Origin of the sequence: Pantoea sp. EABMAA-21, assembly GCF_030053335.1 — a bacterium.
Taxonomy (GTDB): Bacteria; Pseudomonadota; Gammaproteobacteria; order Enterobacterales; family Enterobacteriaceae; genus Pantoea; species Pantoea communis.
In genome coordinates, this window is the sequence record NZ_JASGBX010000003.1 from 86,386 (window position 1) to 108,934 (window position 22,549).

Sequence of the window (22,549 nt, forward strand, 5' to 3'; positions counted from 1 at the left end):
CGCAGCGCGCCGCCCGCGCGTTGCCCTTGAAGAAGAATTCACACATGTCTAATGCTTCCTTTTTAGATGAAGTGGCGCGCCGCCGTACGTTTGCGATCATCTCGCACCCGGATGCCGGTAAAACCACCATTACCGAAAAAGTGCTGCTGTTCGGGCAGGCGATCCAAACCGCCGGTACCGTCAAAGGCCGCGGCTCCAGCCAGCATGCTAAATCTGACTGGATGGAGATGGAGAAACAACGTGGTATCTCCATCACCACCTCGGTGATGCAATTCCCGTATCGCGACAGTCTGGTGAACCTGCTGGATACCCCAGGGCACGAAGACTTCTCTGAAGATACCTACCGTACGCTGACGGCGGTTGACTGCTGTTTGATGGTGATCGATGCCGCGAAAGGTGTTGAAGATCGTACCCGTAAGCTGATGGAAGTGACCCGTCTGCGCGATACGCCGATCATCACCTTTATGAACAAACTTGACCGTGACATCCGCGATCCGATGGAACTGCTGGATGAAGTTGAGAGCGAGCTGAAGATTGCCTGCGCGCCAATCACCTGGCCGATTGGCTGCGGTAAGCTGTTCAAGGGCGTGTATCACCTCTACAAAGATGAAACTTACCTGTATCAAACCGGTAAGGGCCATACCATTCAGGATGTGCGCATCGTTAAAGGCCTGGCGAACCCGGATCTCGACGCGGCGGTGGGTGAAGACCTGGCACAGCAACTGCGTGATGAGCTGGAACTGGTGCAGGGCGCGTCCCACGAGTTCGATCAGGAGCTGTTCTTGAGCGGTGAAATTACCCCGGTGTTCTTCGGCACCGCACTGGGTAACTTCGGCGTCGATCATATGCTCGATGGCTTAGTGGCCTGGGCACCGACGCCGATGCCACGTAAAACCGATGCGCGTCTGGTGGAGTCCAGCGAGGAGAAATTCAGCGGCTTCGTGTTTAAGATCCAGGCGAATATGGATCCGAAACACCGTGACCGTGTTGCCTTCATGCGTGTGGTTTCTGGCAAGTACGAGAAAGGCATGAAGCTGCGCCAGGTGCGTACTGGCAAAGACGTGGTGATTTCGGATGCGTTGACCTTCATGGCCGGCGACCGTTCGCACGTAGAAGAAGCTTTCCCTGGCGATATCATCGGCTTGCACAACCACGGCACCATTCAGATCGGCGACACCTTTACCCAGGGTGAAAACATGAAGTTCACCGGTATTCCGAACTTCGCGCCGGAACTGTTCCGTCGTATCCGTCTGCGCGATCCGCTGAAGCAGAAACAGCTGCTGAAAGGTCTGGTTCAGCTGTCGGAAGAGGGCGCGGTGCAGGTGTTCCGTCCGGTCCACAACAACGATCTGATTGTGGGTGCGGTTGGTGTGCTGCAGTTCGAAGTGGTCGTGGCGCGTCTGAAAAGCGAATACAACGTCGAAGCGATATATGAAGCCATCAACGTCTCAACCGCCCGTTGGGTGGAGTGCAGCGATGCGAAGAAATTCGACGATTTCCAACGCAAAAACGAAGTGAACCTGGCGCTGGATGGCGGTGATAACCTCACTTACATCGCCCCAACTATGGTAAACCTCAACATCACGCAGGAACGCTATCCTGACGTGAAGTTCCGCAAAACGCGCGAGCATTAATCCCGCATCACCACAGGGCCAGTGATTTTACTGGCCCTATTTTTATCCTACAGACTCCTCCTAATTGCGCTGCGTTTATCGCTTTTTGGCGAGATATCAACCACAAAAGCCAGCAAAACCTGTAATCCCTACTATGATTATCCTGTCGGACGAGAAAAGAGACCTCTGGTTTCATTACGTCTATGAATGCAGCAACGCCGTTTGTTGCTGGCGCATTCGCAGTTGCGAGTGAGTTAACTGATAGAAGGATGATATCGATGAATAAGACTAAGATTGCTAAAACCCTGATTGCCGCTCTGGCTACCACTGCTCTGATGGGCGGCGCAGCCTACGCTGCGGACACCAGCAGCACGGGTTCTAAAATCGATAGTTCTATGAAAAAAGTCGATGGTTTTATGGATGACAGCGGCATCACTGCTAAAGCCAAAGCGGCGCTGGTGGATGATGAAGCGATTAAAAGTACGGATATCTCAGTAAAAACGCATCAGGGCGTGGTCACGCTGAGCGGCTTTGTCGCTTCGCAGGATCAGGCGGAAAAAGCCGTTGCGCTGGTGCAAAAAGTTGAGGGTGTGAAATCCGTCAGTGACAAACTGCACGTTAAAGACAGCAAAGAAACATCATTGAAAGGTTATGCGGGGGATACCGCAACCACCAGTGAAATAAAAGCTAAGCTTTTAGCAGATGACATTGTGCCATCGCGCAACGTTAAGGTGGAAACCACCGATGGCGTGGTGCAGTTATCAGGAGAAGTGGCGACCCAGGCACAGTCCGATCGTGCTGAGAAAATCGCCAAAGCCATTGAAGGCGTCAAAAGCGTGAAGAATGACCTGAAGGTGAAATCTTAACGCGAGCGAAGCGGCACTGCTTCGGTGCCGCATCGTAATAAAAACAGTGATGTACCAATAAGCAGTTCGATTTTCACTACGGTAAGGAGAGGCTTATGTTTCGTTGGGGTATTATCTTTCTGGTCATCGCTCTGATTGCTGCAGCATTAGGTTTCGGCGGTCTGGCGGGTACGGCAGCATGGGCAGCTAAAATTGTCTTCATTGTCGGTATTATTCTGTTCCTCGTAAGCCTGTTTACCGGGCGTAAACGACCCTGACCGATTGCGTTAACACAACGCTAACCCGCGAGTCACTAAAGCGGAGACCAGTCATTTGCGGCATAATAGGCAGCCGCACCGATTGCACGATGCAATAGGTCAGGGAATGACAATGACTGGTTCTCCGGGATGCTGCCGTCAGCGGCTCCCTCAGAGCAGGAAAACTGAGGGACATCCATTGGGAATACGCATCCCGGTGTCACTGGACACCTTTGAGCCACTGGCGCTCACCCCATTTAAATCCAAAAAAATTGCACTGGTCTGCGAAGGCGGCGGTCAACGCGGCATCTTCACCGCAGGCGTGCTGGATGAGTTTCAACGTGCCGGTTTTAATCCCTTTCAATTGATGCTGGGCACCTCCGCAGGGGCACAAAACCTGTCGGCGTTCGTCTGTGCCCAGCCGGGCTATGCTCGTCGTGTCATCACGCGTTACACCACCAGCAAACTGTTTTTTGATCCGTTGCGCTTTGTGCGCGGTGGCCACCTTATCGATCTCGACTGGCTGATCGACATCACCAAACAAGAATTTCCCTTGTCGCTAAGCACCGCCGAAGGGCTGTTTGCCAAAGGCAGCGAGTTCTATATGTGCGCCTGTCGCGGTGACGATTATCGTGCCGAATATTTCAATCCTACCAGCCTGAACTGGCATGACGTGATCAAAGCCTCCAGCGCCATTCCGGGGTTCTATCGCAGCGGTGTGCTGATGGACGGGGTGAACTATCTTGATGGCGGTATCAGCGATGCGATTCCGGTGCGTGAAGCCGCACGACGCGGTGCCGATACCATTGTGGTGATCCGCACCGTGCCGTCACAAATGTCCTATACGCCAAAGTGGTTCAAACGCATGGAGCGCTGGCTGGGTGATAGCGCGCTGCAGCCGATGATTAACATCATGCATCATCATGAAGAGAGCTATCGTGAGATTCAGCAGTTCATCGATCAGCCGCCAGACGATCTGCGCATCATTGAAATTTACCCGCCGAAACCGCTGGCGAGTATGGCGCTCGGCAGCCGTTTGGCTTCACTGAATCAGGATTACCATTTAGGGCGCCGCAGCGGTCGCTACTTCCTCGCCACGCTGGGCCAATGGCTGAGTGATGCCGAACCGTTCCTGCGCCAGACCACCGTAACGCCGCCGGCCGCCGTGGCGAATGCGCCAGACAATCGCGCCGTGCATACGCCGCCGCTGGCGGATAATGATGCCGATTTTGATGCAGGATCGCTGGCATGAGATTTATCGACACCCACTGTCATTTCGATTTCCCGCCTTTTGTCGATGACGCCGCAGGCAGCATCGCCCGTGCGGCGCAGTCGGGTGTGGAACGCATCATTGTGCCGAGCGTGGACGCCAGCCGCTTTGCTTTGGTCAGCCAACTGGCGCAGCAGCATGACGCGCTGTACGCCGCGCTGGGTCTCCATCCGATCAATATTGCCGTGCACCAGGATGCGCATCTGGATCAGCTGGAGCAGTGGCTGCAAACGCCGGATAGCAAGCGCGTGGCGATCGGCGAGATCGGCCTCGATCTGTATATGCAGGACGCGCAATTTGATAAGCAAACGCGTTTACTGGATGCACAGCTTAAACTGGCGAAAAAATACGATTTGCCTGTGATCCTGCATTCACGTCGCACCCACGATCAGCTGGCGCTGCATCTGCGTCGCCATGATCTACCGCGCCGTGGCGTGGTACACGGTTTTGCTGGCAGCCAGCAGCAGGCGGAACGTTTTATCCAGCTTGGCTATGCGATCGGCGTGGGCGGTACCATCACCTATGAACGCGCCAGTAAAACCCGCAACACTATTGCTAATCTGCCGCTCACCTCACTGTTACTGGAAACCGATGCGCCTGATATGCCGTTGCAGGGTTATCAGGGGCAGCCCAACCGTCCTGAGCGCGCGCGTAACGTGTTTGATGTGCTGTGTCAGTTGCGCAGTGAATCGCCCGATATCATTGCTGATACGCTGTGGCAGAACAGCCTGCGCGTGTTTGCCCTGCCTGCCTGACCTCCTCCCGACACAATCTGGATTTCCCGCGGTTTTGGCGGGTATTGGCTACAGTAATAAAATCGGCATTACCCTTTTCTGCTCTTTTTTGTGATAATATTCACAATCTGTATTGCGCCTGAAAACGGGTGTGCTGGCGGTTATTTGTGATTTAAATCACTAAATAATTGTATTCATATGACGAATTTTCTTTTTCATGTGACATGAAGCGCAATTCATTCAGGTGTGATTTGTTAGAATTATCACATTATCCGGTGGGCGTCGTCTGCCGGTCACCTTTTGGAGAGCATCATGACCGATCTTAAAGCGGCTGCACAACGCGCCCTGCAACTGATGGATTTGACCACCCTGAACGACGATGACACCGATGAGAAGGTGATCGCGCTGTGTCATCAGGCGAAGTCGCCAGCCGGTAACACTGCGGCCATTTGCATCTATCCACGTTTCATCCCTGCGGCACGTAAAGCACTGCGCGAGCAGGGCACGCCTGATATTCGCATCGCCACGGTCACCAACTTCCCGCACGGCAACGATGACGTTGAGATCGCGCTGGCAGAAACCCGTGCGGCGATTGCATACGGTGCAGACGAAGTGGATGTGGTCTTCCCGTATCGCGCGCTGATTGCCGGTAATCGCGACATTGGTTTTACGCTGGTGAAAGCCTGTAAAGAAGCCTGCGCCGCTGCCAACGTGCTGCTGAAAGTGATCATCGAAACCGGTGAACTGAAAGAAGAAGCGCTGATTCGCGCCGCTTCTGAAATCGCTATCGATGCCGGTGCGGATTTCATCAAAACCTCAACCGGTAAAGTGCCGGTTAACGCCACGCCAGAAGTGGCGGCGATCATGATGCAGGTGATTCACGATAAAGGCGTGCAGCAGCAGGTGGGATTCAAGCCTGCGGGCGGCGTGCGCACGGCGGAAGATGCCGCGATCTATCTGAAGCTGGCGGATGACATTCTGGGCGAAGGCTGGGCGGATGCGCGCCACTTCCGCTTTGGTGCTTCAAGCCTGCTGGCGAGCCTGCTGAATACGCTGGGCCACGCGACAGCGACCAGCAAAGCGGGCTACTGATCCCAGCCTCAGGGTCGCCATCAATGGCGACCCAAATAATGTTTGGTGCATTTCACAGCAATCTCCCGGGAGGCAACCTTGTTCCTGCCACAAGAAATTATTCGAAAAAAACGCGACGGCCAGCCACTGAGCGAAGCGGAGATCCGTTTCTTTATCAATGGCGTGCGCGACAACAGCGTATCAGAAGGTCAGATTGCCGCGCTGGCAATGACCATCTACTTCCACGATATGAATCTTGAAGAGCGCGTGGCGCTGACCATGGCGATGCGCGATTCCGGCTCGGTGCTCAACTGGAAGTCTTTGAACCTCAACGGCCCGATTGTTGATAAGCACTCCACCGGCGGCGTGGGCGATGTGACTTCGCTGATGCTCGGCCCGATGGTGGCAGCGTGTGGCGGTTATGTCCCGATGATCTCCGGGCGCGGCCTCGGCCACACCGGCGGCACGCTGGATAAGCTGGAAGCCATCCCCGGTTTCGATATCTTCCCGAGCGACGATCGTTTCCGCCAGATCATCAAGGATGTCGGTATCGCGATTATCGGCCAGACCAACTCACTGGCCCCCGCCGATAAACGTTTCTACGCCACGCGTGATATCACCGCTACCGTTGACTCGATCCCGCTGATCACCGCATCGATCCTTGCCAAGAAACTGGCGGAAGGATTGGATGCGCTGGTGATGGATGTGAAAGTCGGTTCCGGTGCTTTTATGCCGACCTTCGAGGCTTCCGAAAACCTGGCGCAGGCGATTGTTGGCGTGGCGAACGGCGCGGGCTGCAAAACCACTGCGCTGCTCACTGATATGAATCAGGTGCTGGCATCCACCGCCGGTAATGCGCTGGAAGTCCGCGAAGCAGTGCAGTTCCTCACCGGCGAGGCGCGCAACCCGCGCTTGCTGGAAGTGACCATGGCGCTGTGCTCGGAAATGCTGATCTCCGGCAAGCTGGCCGACAACGACGCCGAAGCACGACAGAAATTGCAGAACGTGCTGGATAACGGTAAAGCGGCGGAAGTGTTCGCGCGCATGGTGGCGGCGCAGAATGGTCCGGTGGATTTCATCGAGCGGATGGACAGCTATTTGCCTGCCCCGACCCTGAGCAAAGCGGTGTATGCCGATCGCGCCGGGATTGTCAGCGCCATGGATACCCGTGCGCTGGGCATGGCAGTGGTGTCGCTGGGTGGGGGGCGTCAGCGTGCCAGCGACAGCATTGATTACAGCGTGGGCTTAAGTGACATGACCACGCTCGGCACGCAGGTTGATGCACAGCGCCCGCTGGCGGTGATTCATGCCGCGTCGGAAGCGCAGTGGCAGCAGGCTGCGGAAGCGGTCAAAGCAGCTATCACGTTGAGTGATAGCGCGCCTGCGGAAACGCCGGTGGTCTATCGCCGCGTCAGCGAGTAACGCTTCTTCGTGCCAGGCAGCGGCCATTCGGGTATACTGATCTGATCGCTTTTTTTTGACTTGTCATCGCGCCATTGCGCAGGAGACTTGCATGAAACGTGCTTTTATTATGGTTCTCGACTCCTTCGGGATCGGCTCCAGCAAAGACGCCGATAAATTCGGTGATGAAGGATCGGATACGCTCGGCCATATCGCCGAAGCGTGCTTCGAAGGCCGCGCCAATGAAGGTCGCGAAGGCCCGCTGCATCTGCCCAACCTGACCGCGCTCGGTCTGGGTAAAGCGGCTGAACTCTCTACCGGCCGCTTTCCGCCGGGCCTCGACGCCAATGCTGAAATCATTGGTGCCTACGCTTACGCCAGCGAGCTGTCATCCGGTAAAGATACGCCGTCAGGCCACTGGGAAATCGCCGGCGTGCCGGTACTGTTTGACTGGGGCTACTTCAGCGACAAAGAGAACAGCTTCCCGCAGGAGCTGCTCGACGTGCTGGTAAAACGCGCCGATTTACCGGGTTATCTTGGTAACTGCCATTCGTCCGGTACGGTGATCCTCGACCAACTGGGCGAAGAGCACATGAAGTCCGGCAAGCCGATTTTCTACACCTCGGCGGACTCGGTATTCCAGATTGCCTGTCACGAAGAGACCTTTGGTCTGGATCGTCTGTACGAACTGTGCGAAATCGCGCGTGAAGAGCTGACCAACGGTGGCTACAACATCGGCCGTGTAATTGCGCGTCCGTTTGTCGGCGACAAAGCGGGCAACTTTGAGCGTACCGGCAACCGTCACGATCTCGCCGTGGAACCCCCTGCGCCAACCATGCTGAAAAAGCTGGTGGACGAGAAGGGCGGCGAAGTGATCTCCGTGGGTAAAATTGCGGATATCTACGCCGAGCAGGGCATCACCCAGAAAGTGAAAGCTACCGGGCTGGATGCACTGTTTAACGCCACCATCGAGCAGATGAAAAAGGCGCCGGACAATTCCATTGTCTTCACCAACTTCGTTGATTTTGACTCCACCTGGGGCCATCGTCGCGATATCGCCGGATATGCGGGGGGTTTAGAGTTCTTCGACCGTCGTTTGCCGGAGCTGATGGCGCTGGTGAAAGAGGGTGATATTCTGATCCTCACCGCCGACCACGGTTGTGACCCAAGCTGGAAGGGCACCGAGCACACGCGCGAGCACATCCCGATTTTGATTTACGGTCCAAAAGTGAAGCCAGGATCGCTGGGTTATCGCGATACCTTTGCGGATATCGGCCAGACCATCGCGAAGTATTTTGGCCTGTCCAGCATGGACTACGGCAAAAGCCTGCTGTAAAACAGCCCACCAATTTTAAAAAGGAAAATAACCATGGCAACGCCTCATATTAATGCAGAAATGGGTGACTTCGCGGACGTGGTGCTGATGCCGGGCGATCCGCTGCGCGCTAAGCACATCGCAGAAACCTTCCTGGAAGATGCGGTTGAAGTGAACAACGTGCGCGGCATGCTGGGTTACACCGGGACGTACAAAGGCCGTAAGATTTCGGTCATGGGCCACGGTATGGGTATTCCATCCTGCTCGATCTACACCAAAGAGCTGATCACCGATTTCGGCGTGAAGAAAATCATCCGTGTCGGTTCCTGCGGCGCGGTGCGTGCCGATGTGAAACTGCGTGACGTGGTGATTGGTCTGGGTGCTTGCACCGATTCCAAAGTGAACCGTATGCGTTTCAAGGATCACGACTTCGCGGCGATTGCGGACTTCGACATGGTGCGTAACGCGGTTGATGCCGCCAAAGCGCTGGGTGTGGACGCACGCGTTGGCAATATCTTCTCTGCTGACCTGTTCTACACACCAGATCCGCAGATGTTCGATGTGATGGAGAAATACGGCATTCTGGGCGTGGAAATGGAAGCCGCCGGTATCTACGGTGTGGCAGCGGAGTTCGGTGCTAAAGCGCTGACCATCTGCACCGTGTCGGATCATATCCGCACGCACGAGCAGACCACGGCGGCTGAGCGCCAGACCACCTTCAACGATATGATCAAGATCGCGCTGGAGTCGGTGCTGCTGGGGGATTAATCCCGTCTGTTTTGTTCGGTGCGCTTCAACGCGCACCTGACGAAACCCACCAGCGCACAGGGTCGTCATGGGTGGCGACCTTGTTCTTCTTCGCGCGAAATGAACCCTGCCATTTATCACCACCTCGTTACTCACCGCTCGGAATCATCGATACCACTCAGGGCGACCTGAACCTCTCCTCGTAAACATCTGACACACTTTTACCCAGGCTTGTGCATCTTCGTGCTGGCTCTAAAGCCATCTCTGCTTATCATTATGTGATAACAAAGAGACTAAGCCCCCCTGATGAATTTCCGTAATTTCGAAGCTGAAGAAAAACTGTTTGTCCGCCGTGCGCTTGTCGCTTTTGCTCTGGTCGTCATCTGTTTCATTATCCTTGGCGTTAACCTGTATCGTCTGCAGGTGGATCAGCACAGCTATTACCAGACGCGGTCCAACGAAAACGACATCAAAATGATCCCCATCGCGCCGACGCGAGGGTTGATCTACGATCGCAACGGTATTCCGCTGGTGCGTAACGTCACCTGGTACGACATCCTCGTGACGCCTTACAAAATCGACAATATGCAGGAAACGCTGAAGCAGCTGACGCCGATTGTCGACCTGACGCCGGAAGAAATTGAAACCTTCGAGCACGAACTCAAACAGAACAGCCGCTATAAGCCGGTCGAGTTAAAAGCAGAACTCACCGATGAGCAGGTGGCGCGCTTCTCCGTCAATCAGTTCCGTTTCACCGGCGTGGCCATCGACACCTATGAGGACCGCGAGTATCCCTATGGCGCCGATTTAGCTCATGTGGTGGGCTATGTTTCCAAGATCAACGATAACGATTTCAAACGCCTGAATGCCGAAGGCATTGGCGAAAACTATGCTGCTGACCACAACATCGGTAAGCAGGGCATTGAAGGCTATTACGAGTCCATTTTGCACGGCAAAACCGGTTATCAGGAAGTGGAAGTGGATAACCACGGTCGCATTGTGCGCGTGCTGAAAGAAGTGCCGCCGGTTGCCGGCCAGAACGTCTATCTGACGCTGGATTTACATCTGCAGCAGTACGTTGAGAGCCAGCTCGCCGGCCAGCGTGCGGCGGCGCTGATTGAAGATCCGCGCGATGGCAGCGTGCTGGCGATGGTATCTGCGCCGAGCTATGACCCGAATCCGTTTGTAAAAGGCATCAGCTACAAAGCCTACAAAACGTTGCTGCAGGACAAAAATCTGCCGCTGATCAACCGTGTCACGCAAGGCCTGTATCCACCGGCCTCGACAGTTAAACCCTATATGGCGATGTCCGCGCTGCTGACCAAGGTGATCACCCCAAGCTTTACTATTTATGGCGCGCCGACCTGGACCCTGCCAGGCACCGATCGTAAATATCGTGACTGGAAAAAGTCGGGGCATGGCACGCTGGATGTCACCAAGGCGATTGAGGAGTCGGCGGACAGCTTCTTCTATCAGGTGGCGTTTATGATGGGCATCGATCGTATTCACACCATGCTGAGCCAGTTTGGCTACGGCAAACCCACCGGCATCGATCTTAATGAAGAGTATTCAGGATTGCTGCCTAGTCGTGAGTGGAAGCAGAAAGTGCATAAACACGCATGGTATCAGGGCGATACGGTGTCGGTGGGAATTGGGCAGGGTTACTGGATTGCGACGCCGATTCAGATGGTGAAAGCGCTGGTGGCACTGCTCAATAATGGCCGGGTGATTAATCCGCACCTGCTGGAAAAATCGCAGCGTGGTAAGGAACAACAGCTTTATCAACCTAAATTGCCGCAACCGCAAATTGGCGATCCAAAATCACCGTATTGGTCGCTGGTGCGTCACGCGATGTTCGGTATGGCCAATGCACCGAACGGCACCGGTTATAAGTATTTCCACACTGCGCCTTACGGCATTGCGGCGAAGTCGGGGACGTCTCAAGTGTTCAGTCTGAAGCAGAACCAGGTCTACAACGCGAAAATGATCCCGACGCGCCTGCGTGACCACATCTTCTATACCGCGTTCGCACCGTTTAATGATCCGAAAGTCGCAATGGCGTTGATTCTGGAAAACGGGGGAAGTGAAGGGGTGACGGCAGCACCGTTGATGCGCAATATTCTCGATCACATCTTCCTGCCGCCACCGTCTGAGCCGCCGGTAGAAACGGCGCAGAAAAATTAATTTGCGCGAGATCGCACCCAACGTCGCGGTGCGATTTATCGCGCGATCCTGAGCGGTAATGCTGATCTCTGCGCTATAAATGCTGTCGCGACAAGGCTCTTCTAGCGGAAGAAAACCCGGTTGCGACCGTGGTTTTTCGCATCATATAGCGCGGCATCAGCATTGTTATACAGGGTTTCGAAATCAGAACCCGGTTTGCCGTAGCTCACGCCGAGGCTGGCCGTCACTAACTGACCCGGCAGCACCGCCAGTGGCGAGGCGTTCAGCGAGGCGTGAATCGCGCCCGCGACAATCACCGCGTCCGATAAACGGTAGTGCGGCAGCAGCACGGTAAACTCTTCACCGCCAATACGGCCAATGCTGGCATCTTCCGGACAGTGCGTCTGAATACGCGACACCATGCCGCAAATCACCTTATCGCCCATCGGATGTCCGAACTCATCGTTGATCTTCTTGAAGTGGTCGATATCGAGAATGATCAGCGCCGCCGGGCCATTGCTCAACGTATTCGTAATACGCTGAATGATGGCACCGCGGTTCCAGACAGCAGTGAGTGGGTCGTGGCTGGCTTTGTATTCCAGCTCCTGAGCCAGTTGATGCAGCTGCTCATTGACGCGGTTCAGCTCGCGTTCAGCACGGTCACTGCGCGAGATCATGCGATAGGTCTCGCGCATCAGGCGCTGATAGTGGCGATTAACGTTCAGCAACGCATTACGATAATCGTCTGCACTGAGCGAGGTCTGAGCCGCAACATCCTGAGCGCGCGTTAGCACCTCGCTCTCTTCGCGAAACAGCTCATTCAGGTCCATCATGAGGCCATTTCCGCTCGCAGATTCACCTGCAGATCGGTAAAGTCCAGCGCCAGTTCCTGGCCGAACTCTTCAGACACATCATCTTCTTCATCAAAGAACCAGTTGAGTTCAACCTTCTGGCCTTTCTGCGCCAGCTGATTGAACAGATCAAACAGGCTGAACAGCATTTTGGTGCTGGAGCTGTTGAAATAGCGCAGGGCGATATTGGCTTCGATCTGGCCGCTTTGTGCGGGCTGCCAGCTTTCCAGCGCAACCAGCAACGGACGGTAGAAGGCGGCGGCGTTTTCCGGCCAGGATTCTCCGCGCAGGGAAAACTGACCGCTTTCGAAGTCAAAATTGACCTCGGGCGTGCTTTCTGTGGCAGCAATAACAAGGTTTTGCATAAACAATTCAATCCTGGTGAATGGTGGCTTTGAGCCAAAACGTGGCGTAACCACTGGACTCCAGCGGACGCAGTTCATACTCCAGCGGTTCACTGACATCACGGGCAAGTGTCAGTAATCCTATGTTGGCCCCTTTGCTTGTGGCAGGGCTCTCAGCTCGCAGACCTACGCGGTATGCTTGTTTGATCTCTTCATTGCTCATGGTACGCAGCAAATCCAGCCAGTAACGCAGCTGCTCACAGGCGACTTCATCAACCTGATTGCTGCTTTCCAGCACGTAGGTGTCGCCATCTACGCGCAGCGTAACGGTGCCGAAGCGAAAATCCTGCTCGGCGTGGTTCATGACGCGGCTATCCTGCGAATAACGCAGGATATTCTGTACGATTTCAACAAAGCTGGAGAACAAGCGGCGGCGCACTTTCACCGGCGCCTGCTGGTTCTCCAGAAAGACCTTAATCACCTCGCCCATGGCGGTGATGTTCTGCGGCGAGAAGAAGCCAGTATAGTGCAGTGCAACGCTTTCTGGCGGTAAGCGGCTAAGGGTTGAACCTGAGTTCATAAGGTGCTCATTAATAACGGAAGCCAAACCAGGTGACGTCATCGCGTCGCGGCTGGTTGCCTTGCCAGTTGAGAAATTCCCGCTCAAAGGTCGCTGACAACTCGTCCATCGGCAGGGTTTGATATTGTGTTACCAGCGTCTGAATGCGCTTTTTGCCAAACATAATATGGCGTTCACCGCCGGGCTGATCGGTCACGCCATCGGTCATCACCAACAACATATCGCCGGGATGCAGCGTGCGTTGATGTTCCGGCCAGATGTAATCCTGCGGCGTATCGGTGTAACCCACACCGACGCGATCGGCCTTGAGCGATTCCGCTTCGCCAGCGGCCGGATGTAACAGCGCATGCATGCGTGCGCTGGCCCAGCTGAGTTGATGTTGGTGAGTATCAAGGCGTAGCGCGATAGCATCACAGCCGTCATTGGAGAGCGACGTTTGCTGCGTGGCATTGAGCTGCCCAAGGGTTTGTTTAATATGACGATTCAGTGATTGCAGCAGATCGGACGGTGCCCGACGGTTTTTCTGCAGCGCGTTTTCCAGCGCGGATTGCAGGATCACCGTCATAAAGGCACCCGGAATGCCATGGCCGGTGCAGTCGGCAATCAATGCCAGCCAGCCGTGTTCATCCTGATGGAATGCATAATAGTCGCCGCCCACGCCATCGCGCGGCTGCCAGTGCAGGCACCAGTCATTGAGCTGCTGGGCCATTTGCTGTTTTGAGCGATCAAGCATCGCGTCCTGAATCACGCGCGCATAATCGATACTCTGCAAAATTTGTTGGTGCTGCTGCGCCTGCAAATCGGAGACGGTGCGGATCAAATCGATCCCCAAGCCGATGCCGATATAGCGGCCCTGTTCGGTCAAAATAAATCCGTCGGTGACCGATTTATCCCCGGTTGCCACCACCTGATGCGCCACCTGATCCAACTCGGTATCGGCATCAATCACCAGCGGCTCTTTGTCCATAAAAGCGATGCAGCTTTTGCGGTCATAGAGTTCGCGGAAGAACGGGCGCGTCATCTGTGACAGGAAGATATGGCGGTTGATCATGCCAAACGGCGTGCCGTTCTCGATCACTGGCAAACCGATCAAATCTTTGTGTTCAGTAAACAGAGCCATGACCGCTGTGTTGTCCATGGCTGGACTGACAAACGGCACCTCAATGCACAGCGAACGCGCACGGGAACGGCTCGACAGGGAGTTTAATCCTGCGCGTAAATCAGGCAGCTGCATAAGAATTATTCTGGCATTGATTAGGATTTATCCTAGATTACTGCACTGCCATGACAGTTTTATGTCACAGCAGTGCAATAGAAGAAGAGAAAGCAGGAAAAATTACTCTTCTTTCAAGGCCTCAGCCACATGACTGATGGCGCGCACCACTTCGCTGGAGCTGCCGCGAATCTCAGAGATCACGCCACCCGCTTCTTTGGCTAACACGACGCCATGATCGGCACGTTTCAGGTTCGATTCGATGCCTTTTAACGCTTTTTCGGCGAGAGTGTGGTTATGTTGCACCATATTCTCGATCTCGGTGGTGGCGCGGTTGATGTTTGCCGCCAGCGTGCGCACCTCGTTAGCCACCACAGCAAAGCTGCGACCGTGCTGGCCAGCACGTGCGGCTTCCACTGCTGCATTGAGTGCCAGCAGATTGGTCTGATCGGCGATGCGGCGAATGCTCTCGACAATCGCACCAATGCGGTCTGAGGATTCGCTGAGGTTACTGATATCGCCGGAAATACCGTGCAGTTCGCCCGCCAGCTCATTGATGGTTTGCACACTGTTTTCAATCACCGTGGCACCGAGGCGCGTGCTTTCGCTGGTTTGCAGCGCCGTTTGATACGCCTGTTGTGCCGCCTCGCGCTCCAGATGGTTCTTCTCCACCTGTGCAGTCACATCGGTGGCGAATTTCACCACTTTGTACAGTTCGCCGGCTTCGTTAAACACCGGGTTATAGGTGGCACGTAGCCACACGGTGCGACCCAGCTTGTTCACGCGCTCAAACTGACCGGAGATAAATTCACCCTGATTCAGCTTGTGCCAGAAGCGGCGATACTCGTCACTGTTGCGCATCTGCGGCGGGCAGAACTGACTGTGATGGACGCCAATCACCTCATCGCTGCGATAACCCATGGTTTTGAGGAAATTGTCATTGGTCATCAGCACTTCGCCTTTGAGGTTAAAAGCGATGACCGCCATCGAACGTTCAATGGCGGTGGTCATGGCGCGCTGCTCTTGCGCATCAATAATCCGTGCGGTGATGTCGCTCGCCAGCTTAACGATTTTAATCACCCGGCCGCTGCGATCCTGCACCGGCACATAGTTAGCCTCCAGCCAGATGGGACGGCTGTGCTTGGCAACGCGCAGGAATTTATCGCTGAAGCCTTCGCCCCGGTTCAGGCGGCGCCAGAAATCGCGATACTGCGGGGATTGGACTAAATCAGCCGTACAGAACATGCTGTGATGCTGGCCGGCAATCTCCTTCAGCGTGTATCCCATGCGCTCCAGAAACAGTTTATTGGCGGCGAGAATGTGGCCTTCCGGCGTAAACTCAACCATTGCAATCGCCTCCTGCAACGAGCTGAGCGTGGCGCTGCTGCGAGCGCGCTTCTGCCACGCCAGGCGTGACATTATTCCCGATGTAATAGTGCTAAACATGGTGGACCTTATAATTGGAATTTGTCGTCACATCGGTTATCGGCGGGTGCGGTTAAAAATTCACCACTAAAGTTGGTCGTTGCAGAAATTTTTTACCGGATGGTCTGAAGGTTGCTGTAAAAGCCAGCAGTCAGCGGATTTTTGCTGAAAAGCGTTTGACGGTGCGGCCTGAGTAGGGTTTAATGCGCCCCGTTGCCCGGATAGCTCAGTCGGTAGAGCAGGGGATTGAAAATCCCCGTGTCCGTGGTTCGATTCCGCGTCCGGGCACCAACATTCTGAAAACCCAGCCTTTATGGCTGGGTTTTTGCTATTGTGGGGTGGTGAAATCGTTAGCTCCACTTCACATCATGCTCGTGCTCTAAAAAACTGATAGCCACGTCATCAGCATTGTTTAAGGTAAGACTTCCCTGTATCACCACTCTTTATCCTGTATTCATATAAAAATGACCAAGTTCTAATCGACGTGATAACCCTATGATCGATCCATTGTTAATATGGATGAGTTAGGTGTTTAGTCTATATCAGGCGTATTATTTTAAGGCATATCTGACGCTTTTATTATTGTCAGGTTTTGACTACAAATTTTTCAGATAATGTGTCCATTGAAAAGGGATTATGAATATTGTGTTTGATAGTGGGATTAATCGATAATTTCCGGCTTAAGAGCCTTGAGCTCTTAACTTCACACTCTAATGATTATTAAAGGTTTTATTAATTCCTGTTAATACTCACGAGATGAAATTAATCAGTTAAAAACACTTTTAACAAATGGACGCGTTATTATGAATAAGCTCATTAAGTTTTCAATTGCCGCTGCGGTAGTGACTCTGCTGTCTGGGTGTACTGGAAGCGTGTACAACAAAGAAAAGAACTGTGATTACGATTATCTGCTTCATCCAGCTGTTTCTATCTCGAAAATTATTGGCGGTTGTGGGCCAGTAGATAAATAGTCTGCATGATGATCAGCGGCCAGTTATGCCAGTTAACTGGCCGCAACACCTTTAAAACCCTGAAAAATCTGAAAGAAAAACAAATATCATGTTGTTTTAGAAGGGGTTTATTTTATTTTAAGAGTATTAATCATAAGGATGGAAAGTTTATTGTTCTTTTATCTTGCAATGTTGCATTAGACATGCGTAAATGAACTTCAGTCTGATATGCAGACAGTTTCAAAGTTAGTTCACAGTTTATCTCTCATCTACGTCAGTGCCGAAAACAAGCCCTTTCTCTTTGAGTTTTATTTCAGTCCTGATTTTTCTCTGCGATTCAGTTTACTCAGCCTCACGGCAAAAAAGAAAAGGTATTAATTATGTCTAATAAAATTCTCGGTACTGTAAAGTGGTTTAATTCTGAAAAAGGTTTCGGTTTTATTACCCCTGAAAATGGCAGCAAAGACGTCTTCGTACATTTCTCTGCTATCACCGGTAGTGATTTCCGCTCCCTTGAAGAGGGTCAGCATGTTGAATTCTCCGTACAAGATGGACCGAAAGGCCCTTCAGCAATCAATGTTACAGGTCTCTAATATTAATTTGTTCACCTATTTTATGAGATGTCCTCAGTGTCAGGGCTCTCAATACCGTAAGTCAGTATTTGATGTCAGCCCCAAAAATCCTCACGGTGCGACCTGCATTTTCTGCAAGTCCTCGATGATTGAGCTTAAAAATATTGCTGCATAAACGCAGGTTTGCACTCCTTTTCGTGTAACGTCCTCACGCTGTATCTGAACGACAATCCCGCGTTATAACTCGAGCTGAATCGGCTCGATATCGCCATTCTGCTGTGCCGGCTGCGCGCAGCAGATTAATATCTCCCCCTCTGCCACACTGGCACTCGGCGCAGTTGGGTAGGTTACCGCTCCCTTTAGAATCCGCGTTTTGCACGATCCGCAATGTCCTTCACGACAGCTGTACTCCGGGCTAAGACCGCGTGCTTCGGCCAGTTCCAGCAGCGATCCGCTATTCGGCGTCCAGCGCGCCTCTTTGGCTGAGTTCATAAACATCACGGGTATGGATTGCGTCGAAATCGAAAGTAAGGTTTGTTCTGTTTGCTGCGCATCCATGCGGCGCTGCAGCGAGGACGGGCCAAAGGCTTCGGCGTGAATACGGCTATCCGCGATATTGTAGCTGCGCAGCCCGTCATATAACGCCTGAGTAAACTGCGGCGGGCCACACAGGTAAAAGTCGTAGTCGTTAAATGGCAGCACCTGTGAAAGCAGCGCCATATCGATGCGCCCAGCGACATCGTAATCGAATCCCTGTTCGGCAACGTCCGGTTGGCTTAACACGCGCACCATTTTGCATGCGCCCTGTGAGGCCGCCAGCAACGCATCCAGTTCTCGTACAAAAGGGCGTTCCGCTTTGTTGCGCGCGGACTGGAAAAAGTAGGTCGGGCGCATACGCTGTTTGCGGCGTCCTTCATAAACCAGATGGCGCAGCATCGCCAGCATCGGGGTGATGCCGACACCCGCCGCCATCAACACCGCTGGGCGTGTCTCTTGCGCATCGATAGTGAAATCACCGGCTGGCGCACGGGTATCAATTCGATCACCAATCCGAAGATGATCGTGCAGATAGCACGAGACCACGCCATCACGTTTGACGCTGATGCGATAAAAACCGTCCGACGGCGCAACCGACAGGGTGTAGTGACGAATCAGCGGTTTGTCTGTACCAGGCAACTGCACGCGAATCGGCATGTGCTGTCCTGCCTGATGTGGCAGCAAACCGGCGCCATCATCTGGCATCAGATGAAAAGAACGAATCGACGCGCTCTCATCGACAATCTTCGTCACCTTAAATGGCCGCCAGCGTCGTGCCAGTTCGTTAGCGCGCAGGCGTTCGGCAGCCGATTGCCAGTCACCCGTCATTTCTGATGCCGGTGAGATACCTTCCAGTTCCGTTTCCCAGCGCAAGGCGAGAGCGGCATGACGTCGCATGATGCGGCGCGGGCGGAATGTCCACAACCGTTCGGCGCCCTGGAATGCAGCGATCTCCGGCGAGTCGAGGATCACGCTGGCATCGCCGGTCATTTGCAGCGTATCGCCGCTGTGGTAATCGACAAACAGCAGTCCGGCTTTCCCGCTCCGGTGGATGTTGCCGAGCGTGGAGAAGAAGAGGTTGCCGTTAAAATCGGGAATGGTCAGCAGGCCATCTTCATCGACTCTAACAAAGCCGGGTTTGCCGCCGCGATGCGAGGCATCAACCTGATGCTCGGCATAAGTCGCAACGTAAAACGTATCGGCGGTGGCGATGGTGGTGCGGGCTGCCTCATCGAGCTTGCTCAGCTCCTCAACCTCACCGGTAGCCGGCTCATTGGGCGAACGAGCAAAGCGGAAATCGCGCAGCTGAATATAGCGCGGACAGTTGCCGAAACTCTGCTCCACCTGTACCCGAAAGCCACCGCCAATCGCACTCAACATGCCATTCATGCGGTTACGGCGACGGGTGTGCAACTCAATGCCGAGCAGGCCAACCGGATCGCCATCAGTGAACCCGGCAGCAGCCGGATCGCGGGGATCCGGCTGGGCGGCAATATCCAGCGTGCTGGCGTTGGGCGAGAAAATAAAACCGGGCTGGCCTTCCAGCAGCGTGACCCAGGCATCGCCTTGCGTATCCACGCTGCCCACCACAATAAACGGCAATTGCGCGTAGAAGTCGCGGTGCTGGTCGGGCATATAATCGCGAATCACACGCTGACCGACCTCCGCCATGCGTTCGGCCACGCCCGCTTGCTGCTGCAGGGCTATTTCACCTGCATGCCATACCGGAAGTTTCTCGCCCATGATAGTTAACTCACGCGATGCTGCGCAGACCGGCAGCGGTTTGCGGGAAGGGAACAAAGCCCGGCAACGCTTCAATACGGCGTAACAGCGCATTGACCGCCGGATAGCCAGAGAGATCCACATTGCCTTCCGGCGCGCCGATCAGGTAGCTGTACTGAGCGATGTCCGCGATGGTTGGGCGATCGCCGACCAGCCATTCACGTCCTGTCAGATGTTGATCCATCAGCGCCAAAATGGTGTGCGCACGGGCGATCACTTCGTCAGGGTTGAACGGGCGGCCAAAAACGGTAATCAAGCGTGCCGCACAAGGGCCATAAGCCAGTTCGCCTGCCGCCACCGATAACCAGCGCTGTACCTGCGCCGCGCCCAGCGCATCTTCGGGCAGCCACTCACTGCGGCCTGATTTTTTCGCCAGATAAACCAGAATGGCGTTGGAGTCGGAGATATACACGCCGTCATCTTCCAGCACCGGCACCTGGCCGAAAGGGTTGATGGCGAGAAATTCCGGGGATTTGTGCTCGCCGTTAGCGAGGTCCACATCAATCACCTCATGAGGAAGGTCGAGCAGGGACAGGAACAGACGAGCACGGTGCGCATGGCCAGAAAGCGGGAAGTGGTAGAGTTTCATCATCAGTGTCCTTTAGTGGTGGCCGGGATGATCCCGAACCCTGTCTAAAGGTTGGCACAGCCTGTGGCGCGGCAGAATAGCCGGGTTTGCGAAGTCATTATTGCGGAAAATGGAAGAATGGTGGGCGGTGTTGATGCTGCTTTGAAATTAACTGGTATTTGCCATTATTAATCCATCTGACGGCATCGCGTGCAATAGGCTTGCAAAGCTTTGCTGCTAAGCAGTTTTTCGGAATGCGATGCCTTCACACGGAAACTTAATTACATTTATAGCCATTCCTCTGGATATTTTTCAATGAAATTGAAAAGATTAAAAAACTTCATTAACCATACACATGTACCATCTACTGATATTCAACCGTCAGCATTGCTGTCGCAGAGAATGATCCCAGGCTAATCCCACCCGTACTGTTTCTTACTAAGACAGCTGTTAAAACAGGCTGGTCAGGATAGGTAAAGTTGAACCAGTCGTTAACGGGCACCTTAACGCCGTCATATTTAATCTCAATTCCCAGGTTATTCTTGCTGGTACTCAATAGGGTTGAGTTAAACGCAGCTCCCGTGCCTGAAAACTGCATTTTTAGCAGTTTTGATACCGTTGCAGGGCATTCAAGCGTGTACGATAGCGTTCTTTCATAATTTTTCCCGTTAATCGTCGAGGCGAGAATTCCTTTGCCGAAATCGACAGCAATGTCGTTTCCTTTGTTGAGATCACAGGGCGGCGCGAGGACTCTAACTTTAACGGTGGCTCCCACAGAAAAAGCATATACAGACTTAGTCGGAGCCAGACTCATTAAGCATATAGCAACACAGGTAGTTGCAAATGGCGTAATCTTACTATTCATAGCACAGCCTGAAGTTTATATTGGCAGAGTAATTGCCAGCACTTAATTCACCTCGGGTACGTTCCGTAGTAATATAATATACGATCTGGCTATCATCAGGTCGCAATAACACTGGCTTTCCTCGTTGACCAATAATAACGTTATTGAATGATGCGTCTTTCAAACGCAAACCAATACCCTTAACGCCATGAGCCTGGAAAAGCTGCGGGTTAGCAGCATCCTCTACGCCAGTGAAAGAAAATGACACCGCCGGTTGATGTGCGCTCCAGGCGACATTATCCCTTTCCCGTTGAGGGTCTGAAGCAAGACGCAAACAATCATGTAATTTTAGTGACACAGGAATTAATGGCCCCTGATCACCAACATTATGGAAGTTTGCGGTCGTAATATTACCTAAATTAATCGACTGATCGGCCGAATGCATATCTAAATAGCATGCGCTTTCAGTCAACGTCCCATAAACACGTAATACACCAAAGTGGCTATCAAGTGCGCCATTTTTAAATACCGCGATGGCCAGTGGTGAAAATAGCATGGCCACAACGGGAACGTATATGCGTGACACTATGCACTTACGGGCGAGTTTCTTCATCATTAATTTTATTCTCTTGTTCAGCATGTCCGGTTATCCATTATTCTGAGGATCCACATGACATTCACTCCCCTTACAGCTAAATATTAGCGAGGGCTGGCCACCGTAATCATTCACGTAAACTAAAACAGGGCTTTTACCTAATGAGGATGCACTCCCTCCCAATGGAGCCTGGCTGAACGGAGGGATCATGATAGATTCGAATCCTTTGATAACGTTGCCTTCTTTTTTTGCGCTCGCACCAATCAGTGTAATGTAATAAGGAGTAGGATTTTTAACTGTATATTTGTCCCCTGATTTTAGTAATGTCATTTTTTCCTGAAAAGGCGTTGCATGCTGTGCCGCAGCGGCTTCGGCTAAATCTGCCGGACGATAGAAAAATTTGATCCGTGTCTGTAATGCAATCTGCAGGACATTGGGTTTGTCACTTTTAGGTGGAATCTCTCTTAAATTAAAATAAAAGAGCGACTCACGATCACCAGGAAGATGTTTAAATGCCTCAGAGGAGGTTAAAGCCTGAATTTTGACCTGGCTTTCTTCTTTCGGTTCGATGCGTTGAATGGGAGGAACCACGATGAAAGGCGTGTTGTTTTCAAGTTTTTCATCCTTATCATTTTCAAGCCAGCCCTGGGCGAGATAAGGCAGTGATTCATTTTTATTACTGACTGTTAAACTGACTGATTTTTCTGAACCCGGATAGATGACTCGCGTTCGGTCAAGAGAGACAGCTGCAACGGCAGATTGAACGCCAGTATTGAGTGTTAATGTGATAATGAGGGCTTTTTTCAATATTATTTTTTTCATGAGAATTCATCTCTTAATTATTAAATGTAATATTTATAAGTGATTTCTTG

General features: G+C 53.1%; 23 protein-coding genes and 1 tRNA gene. 14 read left to right on the top strand and 10 right to left on the bottom strand.

The window, feature by feature from the left end:
• Positions 1-44: 44 nt before the first annotated feature.
• The 10 genes from prfC (at position 45) to mrdA2 (ending at position 11,437) form a co-directional block, all read left to right on the top strand.
• Positions 45-1,634: a peptide chain release factor 3 gene (gene prfC, locus QMZ65_RS05880; protein WP_283215580.1), complete on the top strand. Its 1,590-nt coding sequence runs from the start codon at positions 45-47 to the stop codon at positions 1,632-1,634.
• Positions 1,635-1,891: 257 nt separating this feature from the next.
• Complete coding sequence (gene osmY / locus QMZ65_RS05885; RefSeq protein WP_283215581.1) at positions 1,892-2,479, top strand: molecular chaperone OsmY; 588 nt, start codon at positions 1,892-1,894, stop codon at positions 2,477-2,479.
• Between the two features lie 95 nt (positions 2,480-2,574).
• Positions 2,575-2,736, top strand: coding sequence for a DUF1328 domain-containing protein (locus QMZ65_RS05890; RefSeq protein ID WP_007893192.1), 162 nt, complete (start codon positions 2,575-2,577; stop codon positions 2,734-2,736).
• A 178-nt stretch (positions 2,737-2,914) separates the two neighbouring features.
• Entirely contained in the window at positions 2,915-3,967 is a 1,053-nt protein-coding gene (locus QMZ65_RS05895) for a patatin-like phospholipase family protein (RefSeq protein WP_211728571.1), read from the top strand.
• A complete protein-coding gene (locus QMZ65_RS05900) occupies positions 3,964-4,740 on the top strand; it encodes a TatD family hydrolase (RefSeq protein WP_283003830.1) in 777 nt (258 codons plus the stop codon). Before QMZ65_RS05895 ends, QMZ65_RS05900 begins: the two co-directional genes overlap by 4 nt.
• A gap of 291 nt (positions 4,741-5,031) precedes the next feature.
• Complete coding sequence (deoC, locus tag QMZ65_RS05905) at positions 5,032-5,811, top strand: deoxyribose-phosphate aldolase (protein ID WP_097118107.1); 780 nt, start codon at positions 5,032-5,034, stop codon at positions 5,809-5,811.
• A gap of 78 nt (positions 5,812-5,889) precedes the next feature.
• Positions 5,890-7,212 (top strand): thymidine phosphorylase, encoded by a 1,323-nt coding sequence (gene deoA / locus QMZ65_RS05910; RefSeq protein WP_160868851.1) that lies wholly within the window; start codon positions 5,890-5,892, stop codon positions 7,210-7,212.
• Positions 7,213-7,303: 91 nt separating this feature from the next.
• Positions 7,304-8,527, top strand: a complete 1,224-nt coding sequence (gene deoB / locus QMZ65_RS05915) for a phosphopentomutase (protein ID WP_034828490.1) — start codon at positions 7,304-7,306, stop codon at positions 8,525-8,527.
• A gap of 33 nt (positions 8,528-8,560) precedes the next feature.
• On the top strand, positions 8,561-9,274 hold the full coding sequence (gene deoD, locus QMZ65_RS05920; RefSeq protein WP_034828492.1) for a purine-nucleoside phosphorylase: 714 nt from the start codon (positions 8,561-8,563) through the stop codon (positions 9,272-9,274).
• A 285-nt stretch (positions 9,275-9,559) separates the two neighbouring features.
• A complete protein-coding gene (mrdA2, locus tag QMZ65_RS05925; RefSeq protein WP_283215582.1) occupies positions 9,560-11,437 on the top strand; it encodes a peptidoglycan DD-transpeptidase MrdA2 in 1,878 nt (625 codons plus the stop codon).
• Positions 11,438-11,538: 101 nt separating this feature from the next.
• On the opposite strand, the gene QMZ65_RS05930 is transcribed toward mrdA2, so the two are convergent.
• From QMZ65_RS05930 to QMZ65_RS05950, 5 genes are all read right to left on the bottom strand, one after another.
• A complete protein-coding gene (locus QMZ65_RS05930; protein WP_283215583.1) occupies positions 11,539-12,249 on the bottom strand; it encodes a GGDEF domain-containing protein in 711 nt (236 codons plus the stop codon).
• Positions 12,246-12,632, bottom strand: coding sequence for a DUF1987 domain-containing protein (locus QMZ65_RS05935; RefSeq protein ID WP_283215584.1), 387 nt, complete (start codon positions 12,630-12,632; stop codon positions 12,246-12,248). Before QMZ65_RS05935 ends, QMZ65_RS05930 begins: the two co-directional genes overlap by 4 nt.
• A gap of 7 nt (positions 12,633-12,639) precedes the next feature.
• A complete protein-coding gene (locus QMZ65_RS05940; RefSeq protein WP_160833658.1) occupies positions 12,640-13,191 on the bottom strand; it encodes a SiaB family protein kinase in 552 nt (183 codons plus the stop codon).
• Between the two features lie 10 nt (positions 13,192-13,201).
• On the bottom strand, positions 13,202-14,425 hold the full coding sequence (locus QMZ65_RS05945; protein WP_034828500.1) for a SpoIIE family protein phosphatase: 1,224 nt from the start codon (positions 14,423-14,425) through the stop codon (positions 13,202-13,204).
• A gap of 102 nt (positions 14,426-14,527) precedes the next feature.
• Positions 14,528-15,850, bottom strand: coding sequence for a methyl-accepting chemotaxis protein (locus QMZ65_RS05950; RefSeq protein WP_283215585.1), 1,323 nt, complete (start codon positions 15,848-15,850; stop codon positions 14,528-14,530).
• A gap of 194 nt (positions 15,851-16,044) precedes the next feature.
• Between QMZ65_RS05950 and QMZ65_RS05955 the strand changes: the two genes are divergently transcribed.
• The 4 genes from QMZ65_RS05955 (at position 16,045) to ymcF (ending at position 17,526) form a co-directional block, all read left to right on the top strand.
• Positions 16,045-16,120 (top strand) — tRNA-Phe (locus QMZ65_RS05955).
• A 512-nt stretch (positions 16,121-16,632) separates the two neighbouring features.
• The gene (locus tag QMZ65_RS05960; protein WP_071845640.1) at positions 16,633-16,800 is read left to right on the top strand and encodes a YhfL family protein; all 168 of its coding nucleotides are present in this window, start codon (positions 16,633-16,635) and stop codon (positions 16,798-16,800) included.
• Between the two features lie 359 nt (positions 16,801-17,159).
• Positions 17,160-17,372 carry a transcription antiterminator/RNA stability regulator CspE gene (cspE, locus tag QMZ65_RS05965; protein WP_200577433.1) on the top strand — a complete coding sequence of 71 codons (213 nt, stop codon included), beginning with the start codon at positions 17,160-17,162 and terminating at the stop codon, positions 17,370-17,372.
• Positions 17,373-17,394: 22 nt separating this feature from the next.
• Positions 17,395-17,526 carry a cold shock small protein YmcF gene (gene ymcF, locus QMZ65_RS05970; RefSeq protein WP_370523022.1) on the top strand — a complete coding sequence of 44 codons (132 nt, stop codon included), beginning with the start codon at positions 17,395-17,397 and terminating at the stop codon, positions 17,524-17,526.
• Between the two features lie 62 nt (positions 17,527-17,588).
• Here ymcF and QMZ65_RS05975 read toward each other — a convergent pair whose 3' ends face one another.
• From QMZ65_RS05975 to QMZ65_RS05995, 5 genes are all read right to left on the bottom strand, one after another.
• The gene (locus QMZ65_RS05975; RefSeq protein ID WP_283215586.1) at positions 17,589-19,631 is read right to left on the bottom strand and encodes a 2Fe-2S iron-sulfur cluster-binding protein; all 2,043 of its coding nucleotides are present in this window, start codon (positions 19,629-19,631) and stop codon (positions 17,589-17,591) included.
• A 10-nt stretch (positions 19,632-19,641) separates the two neighbouring features.
• Positions 19,642-20,262, bottom strand: a complete 621-nt coding sequence (locus QMZ65_RS05980; RefSeq protein ID WP_502921518.1) for a glutathione S-transferase family protein — start codon at positions 20,260-20,262, stop codon at positions 19,642-19,644.
• Between the two features lie 340 nt (positions 20,263-20,602).
• Positions 20,603-21,103 carry a fimbrial protein gene (locus QMZ65_RS05985; protein WP_283215587.1) on the bottom strand — a complete coding sequence of 167 codons (501 nt, stop codon included), beginning with the start codon at positions 21,101-21,103 and terminating at the stop codon, positions 20,603-20,605.
• The gene (locus QMZ65_RS05990; RefSeq protein ID WP_283215588.1) at positions 21,096-21,698 is read right to left on the bottom strand and encodes a fimbrial protein; all 603 of its coding nucleotides are present in this window, start codon (positions 21,696-21,698) and stop codon (positions 21,096-21,098) included. Before QMZ65_RS05990 ends, QMZ65_RS05985 begins: the two co-directional genes overlap by 8 nt.
• Positions 21,699-21,728: 30 nt before the next feature.
• Positions 21,729-22,499, bottom strand: coding sequence for a fimbria/pilus periplasmic chaperone (locus QMZ65_RS05995; protein WP_283215589.1), 771 nt, complete (start codon positions 22,497-22,499; stop codon positions 21,729-21,731).
• Between the last annotated feature and the right edge of the window lie 50 nt (positions 22,500-22,549).

Coding starts and splice junctions, on each gene's coding strand:
- prfC (WP_283215580.1), top strand. CDS start 45: ATGTCTAATGCTTCCTTTTTAGATGAAGTGGCGCGCCGCCGTACGTTT.
- osmY (WP_283215581.1), top strand. CDS start 1,892: ATGAATAAGACTAAGATTGCTAAAACCCTGATTGCCGCTCTGGCTACC.
- QMZ65_RS05890 (WP_007893192.1), top strand. CDS start 2,575: ATGTTTCGTTGGGGTATTATCTTTCTGGTCATCGCTCTGATTGCTGCA.
- QMZ65_RS05900 (WP_283003830.1), top strand. CDS start 3,964: ATGAGATTTATCGACACCCACTGTCATTTCGATTTCCCGCCTTTTGTC.
- deoC (WP_097118107.1), top strand. CDS start 5,032: ATGACCGATCTTAAAGCGGCTGCACAACGCGCCCTGCAACTGATGGAT.
- deoB (WP_034828490.1), top strand. CDS start 7,304: ATGAAACGTGCTTTTATTATGGTTCTCGACTCCTTCGGGATCGGCTCC.
- deoD (WP_034828492.1), top strand. CDS start 8,561: ATGGCAACGCCTCATATTAATGCAGAAATGGGTGACTTCGCGGACGTG.
- mrdA2 (WP_283215582.1), top strand. CDS start 9,560: ATGAATTTCCGTAATTTCGAAGCTGAAGAAAAACTGTTTGTCCGCCGT.
- QMZ65_RS05930 (WP_283215583.1), bottom strand. CDS start 12,249: ATGATGGACCTGAATGAGCTGTTTCGCGAAGAGAGCGAGGTGCTAACG.
- QMZ65_RS05935 (WP_283215584.1), bottom strand. CDS start 12,632: ATGCAAAACCTTGTTATTGCTGCCACAGAAAGCACGCCCGAGGTCAAT.
- QMZ65_RS05940 (WP_160833658.1), bottom strand. CDS start 13,191: ATGAACTCAGGTTCAACCCTTAGCCGCTTACCGCCAGAAAGCGTTGCA.
- QMZ65_RS05945 (WP_034828500.1), bottom strand. CDS start 14,425: ATGCAGCTGCCTGATTTACGCGCAGGATTAAACTCCCTGTCGAGCCGT.
- QMZ65_RS05950 (WP_283215585.1), bottom strand. CDS start 15,850: ATGTTTAGCACTATTACATCGGGAATAATGTCACGCCTGGCGTGGCAG.
- QMZ65_RS05960 (WP_071845640.1), top strand. CDS start 16,633: ATGAATAAGCTCATTAAGTTTTCAATTGCCGCTGCGGTAGTGACTCTG.
- cspE (WP_200577433.1), top strand. CDS start 17,160: ATGTCTAATAAAATTCTCGGTACTGTAAAGTGGTTTAATTCTGAAAAA.
- ymcF (WP_370523022.1), top strand. CDS start 17,395: ATGAGATGTCCTCAGTGTCAGGGCTCTCAATACCGTAAGTCAGTATTT.
- QMZ65_RS05975 (WP_283215586.1), bottom strand. CDS start 19,631: ATGGGCGAGAAACTTCCGGTATGGCATGCAGGTGAAATAGCCCTGCAG.
- QMZ65_RS05980 (WP_502921518.1), bottom strand. CDS start 20,262: ATGATGAAACTCTACCACTTCCCGCTTTCTGGCCATGCGCACCGTGCT.
- QMZ65_RS05985 (WP_283215587.1), bottom strand. CDS start 21,103: ATGAATAGTAAGATTACGCCATTTGCAACTACCTGTGTTGCTATATGC.
- QMZ65_RS05990 (WP_283215588.1), bottom strand. CDS start 21,698: ATGATGAAGAAACTCGCCCGTAAGTGCATAGTGTCACGCATATACGTT.
- QMZ65_RS05995 (WP_283215589.1), bottom strand. CDS start 22,499: ATGAAAAAAATAATATTGAAAAAAGCCCTCATTATCACATTAACACTC.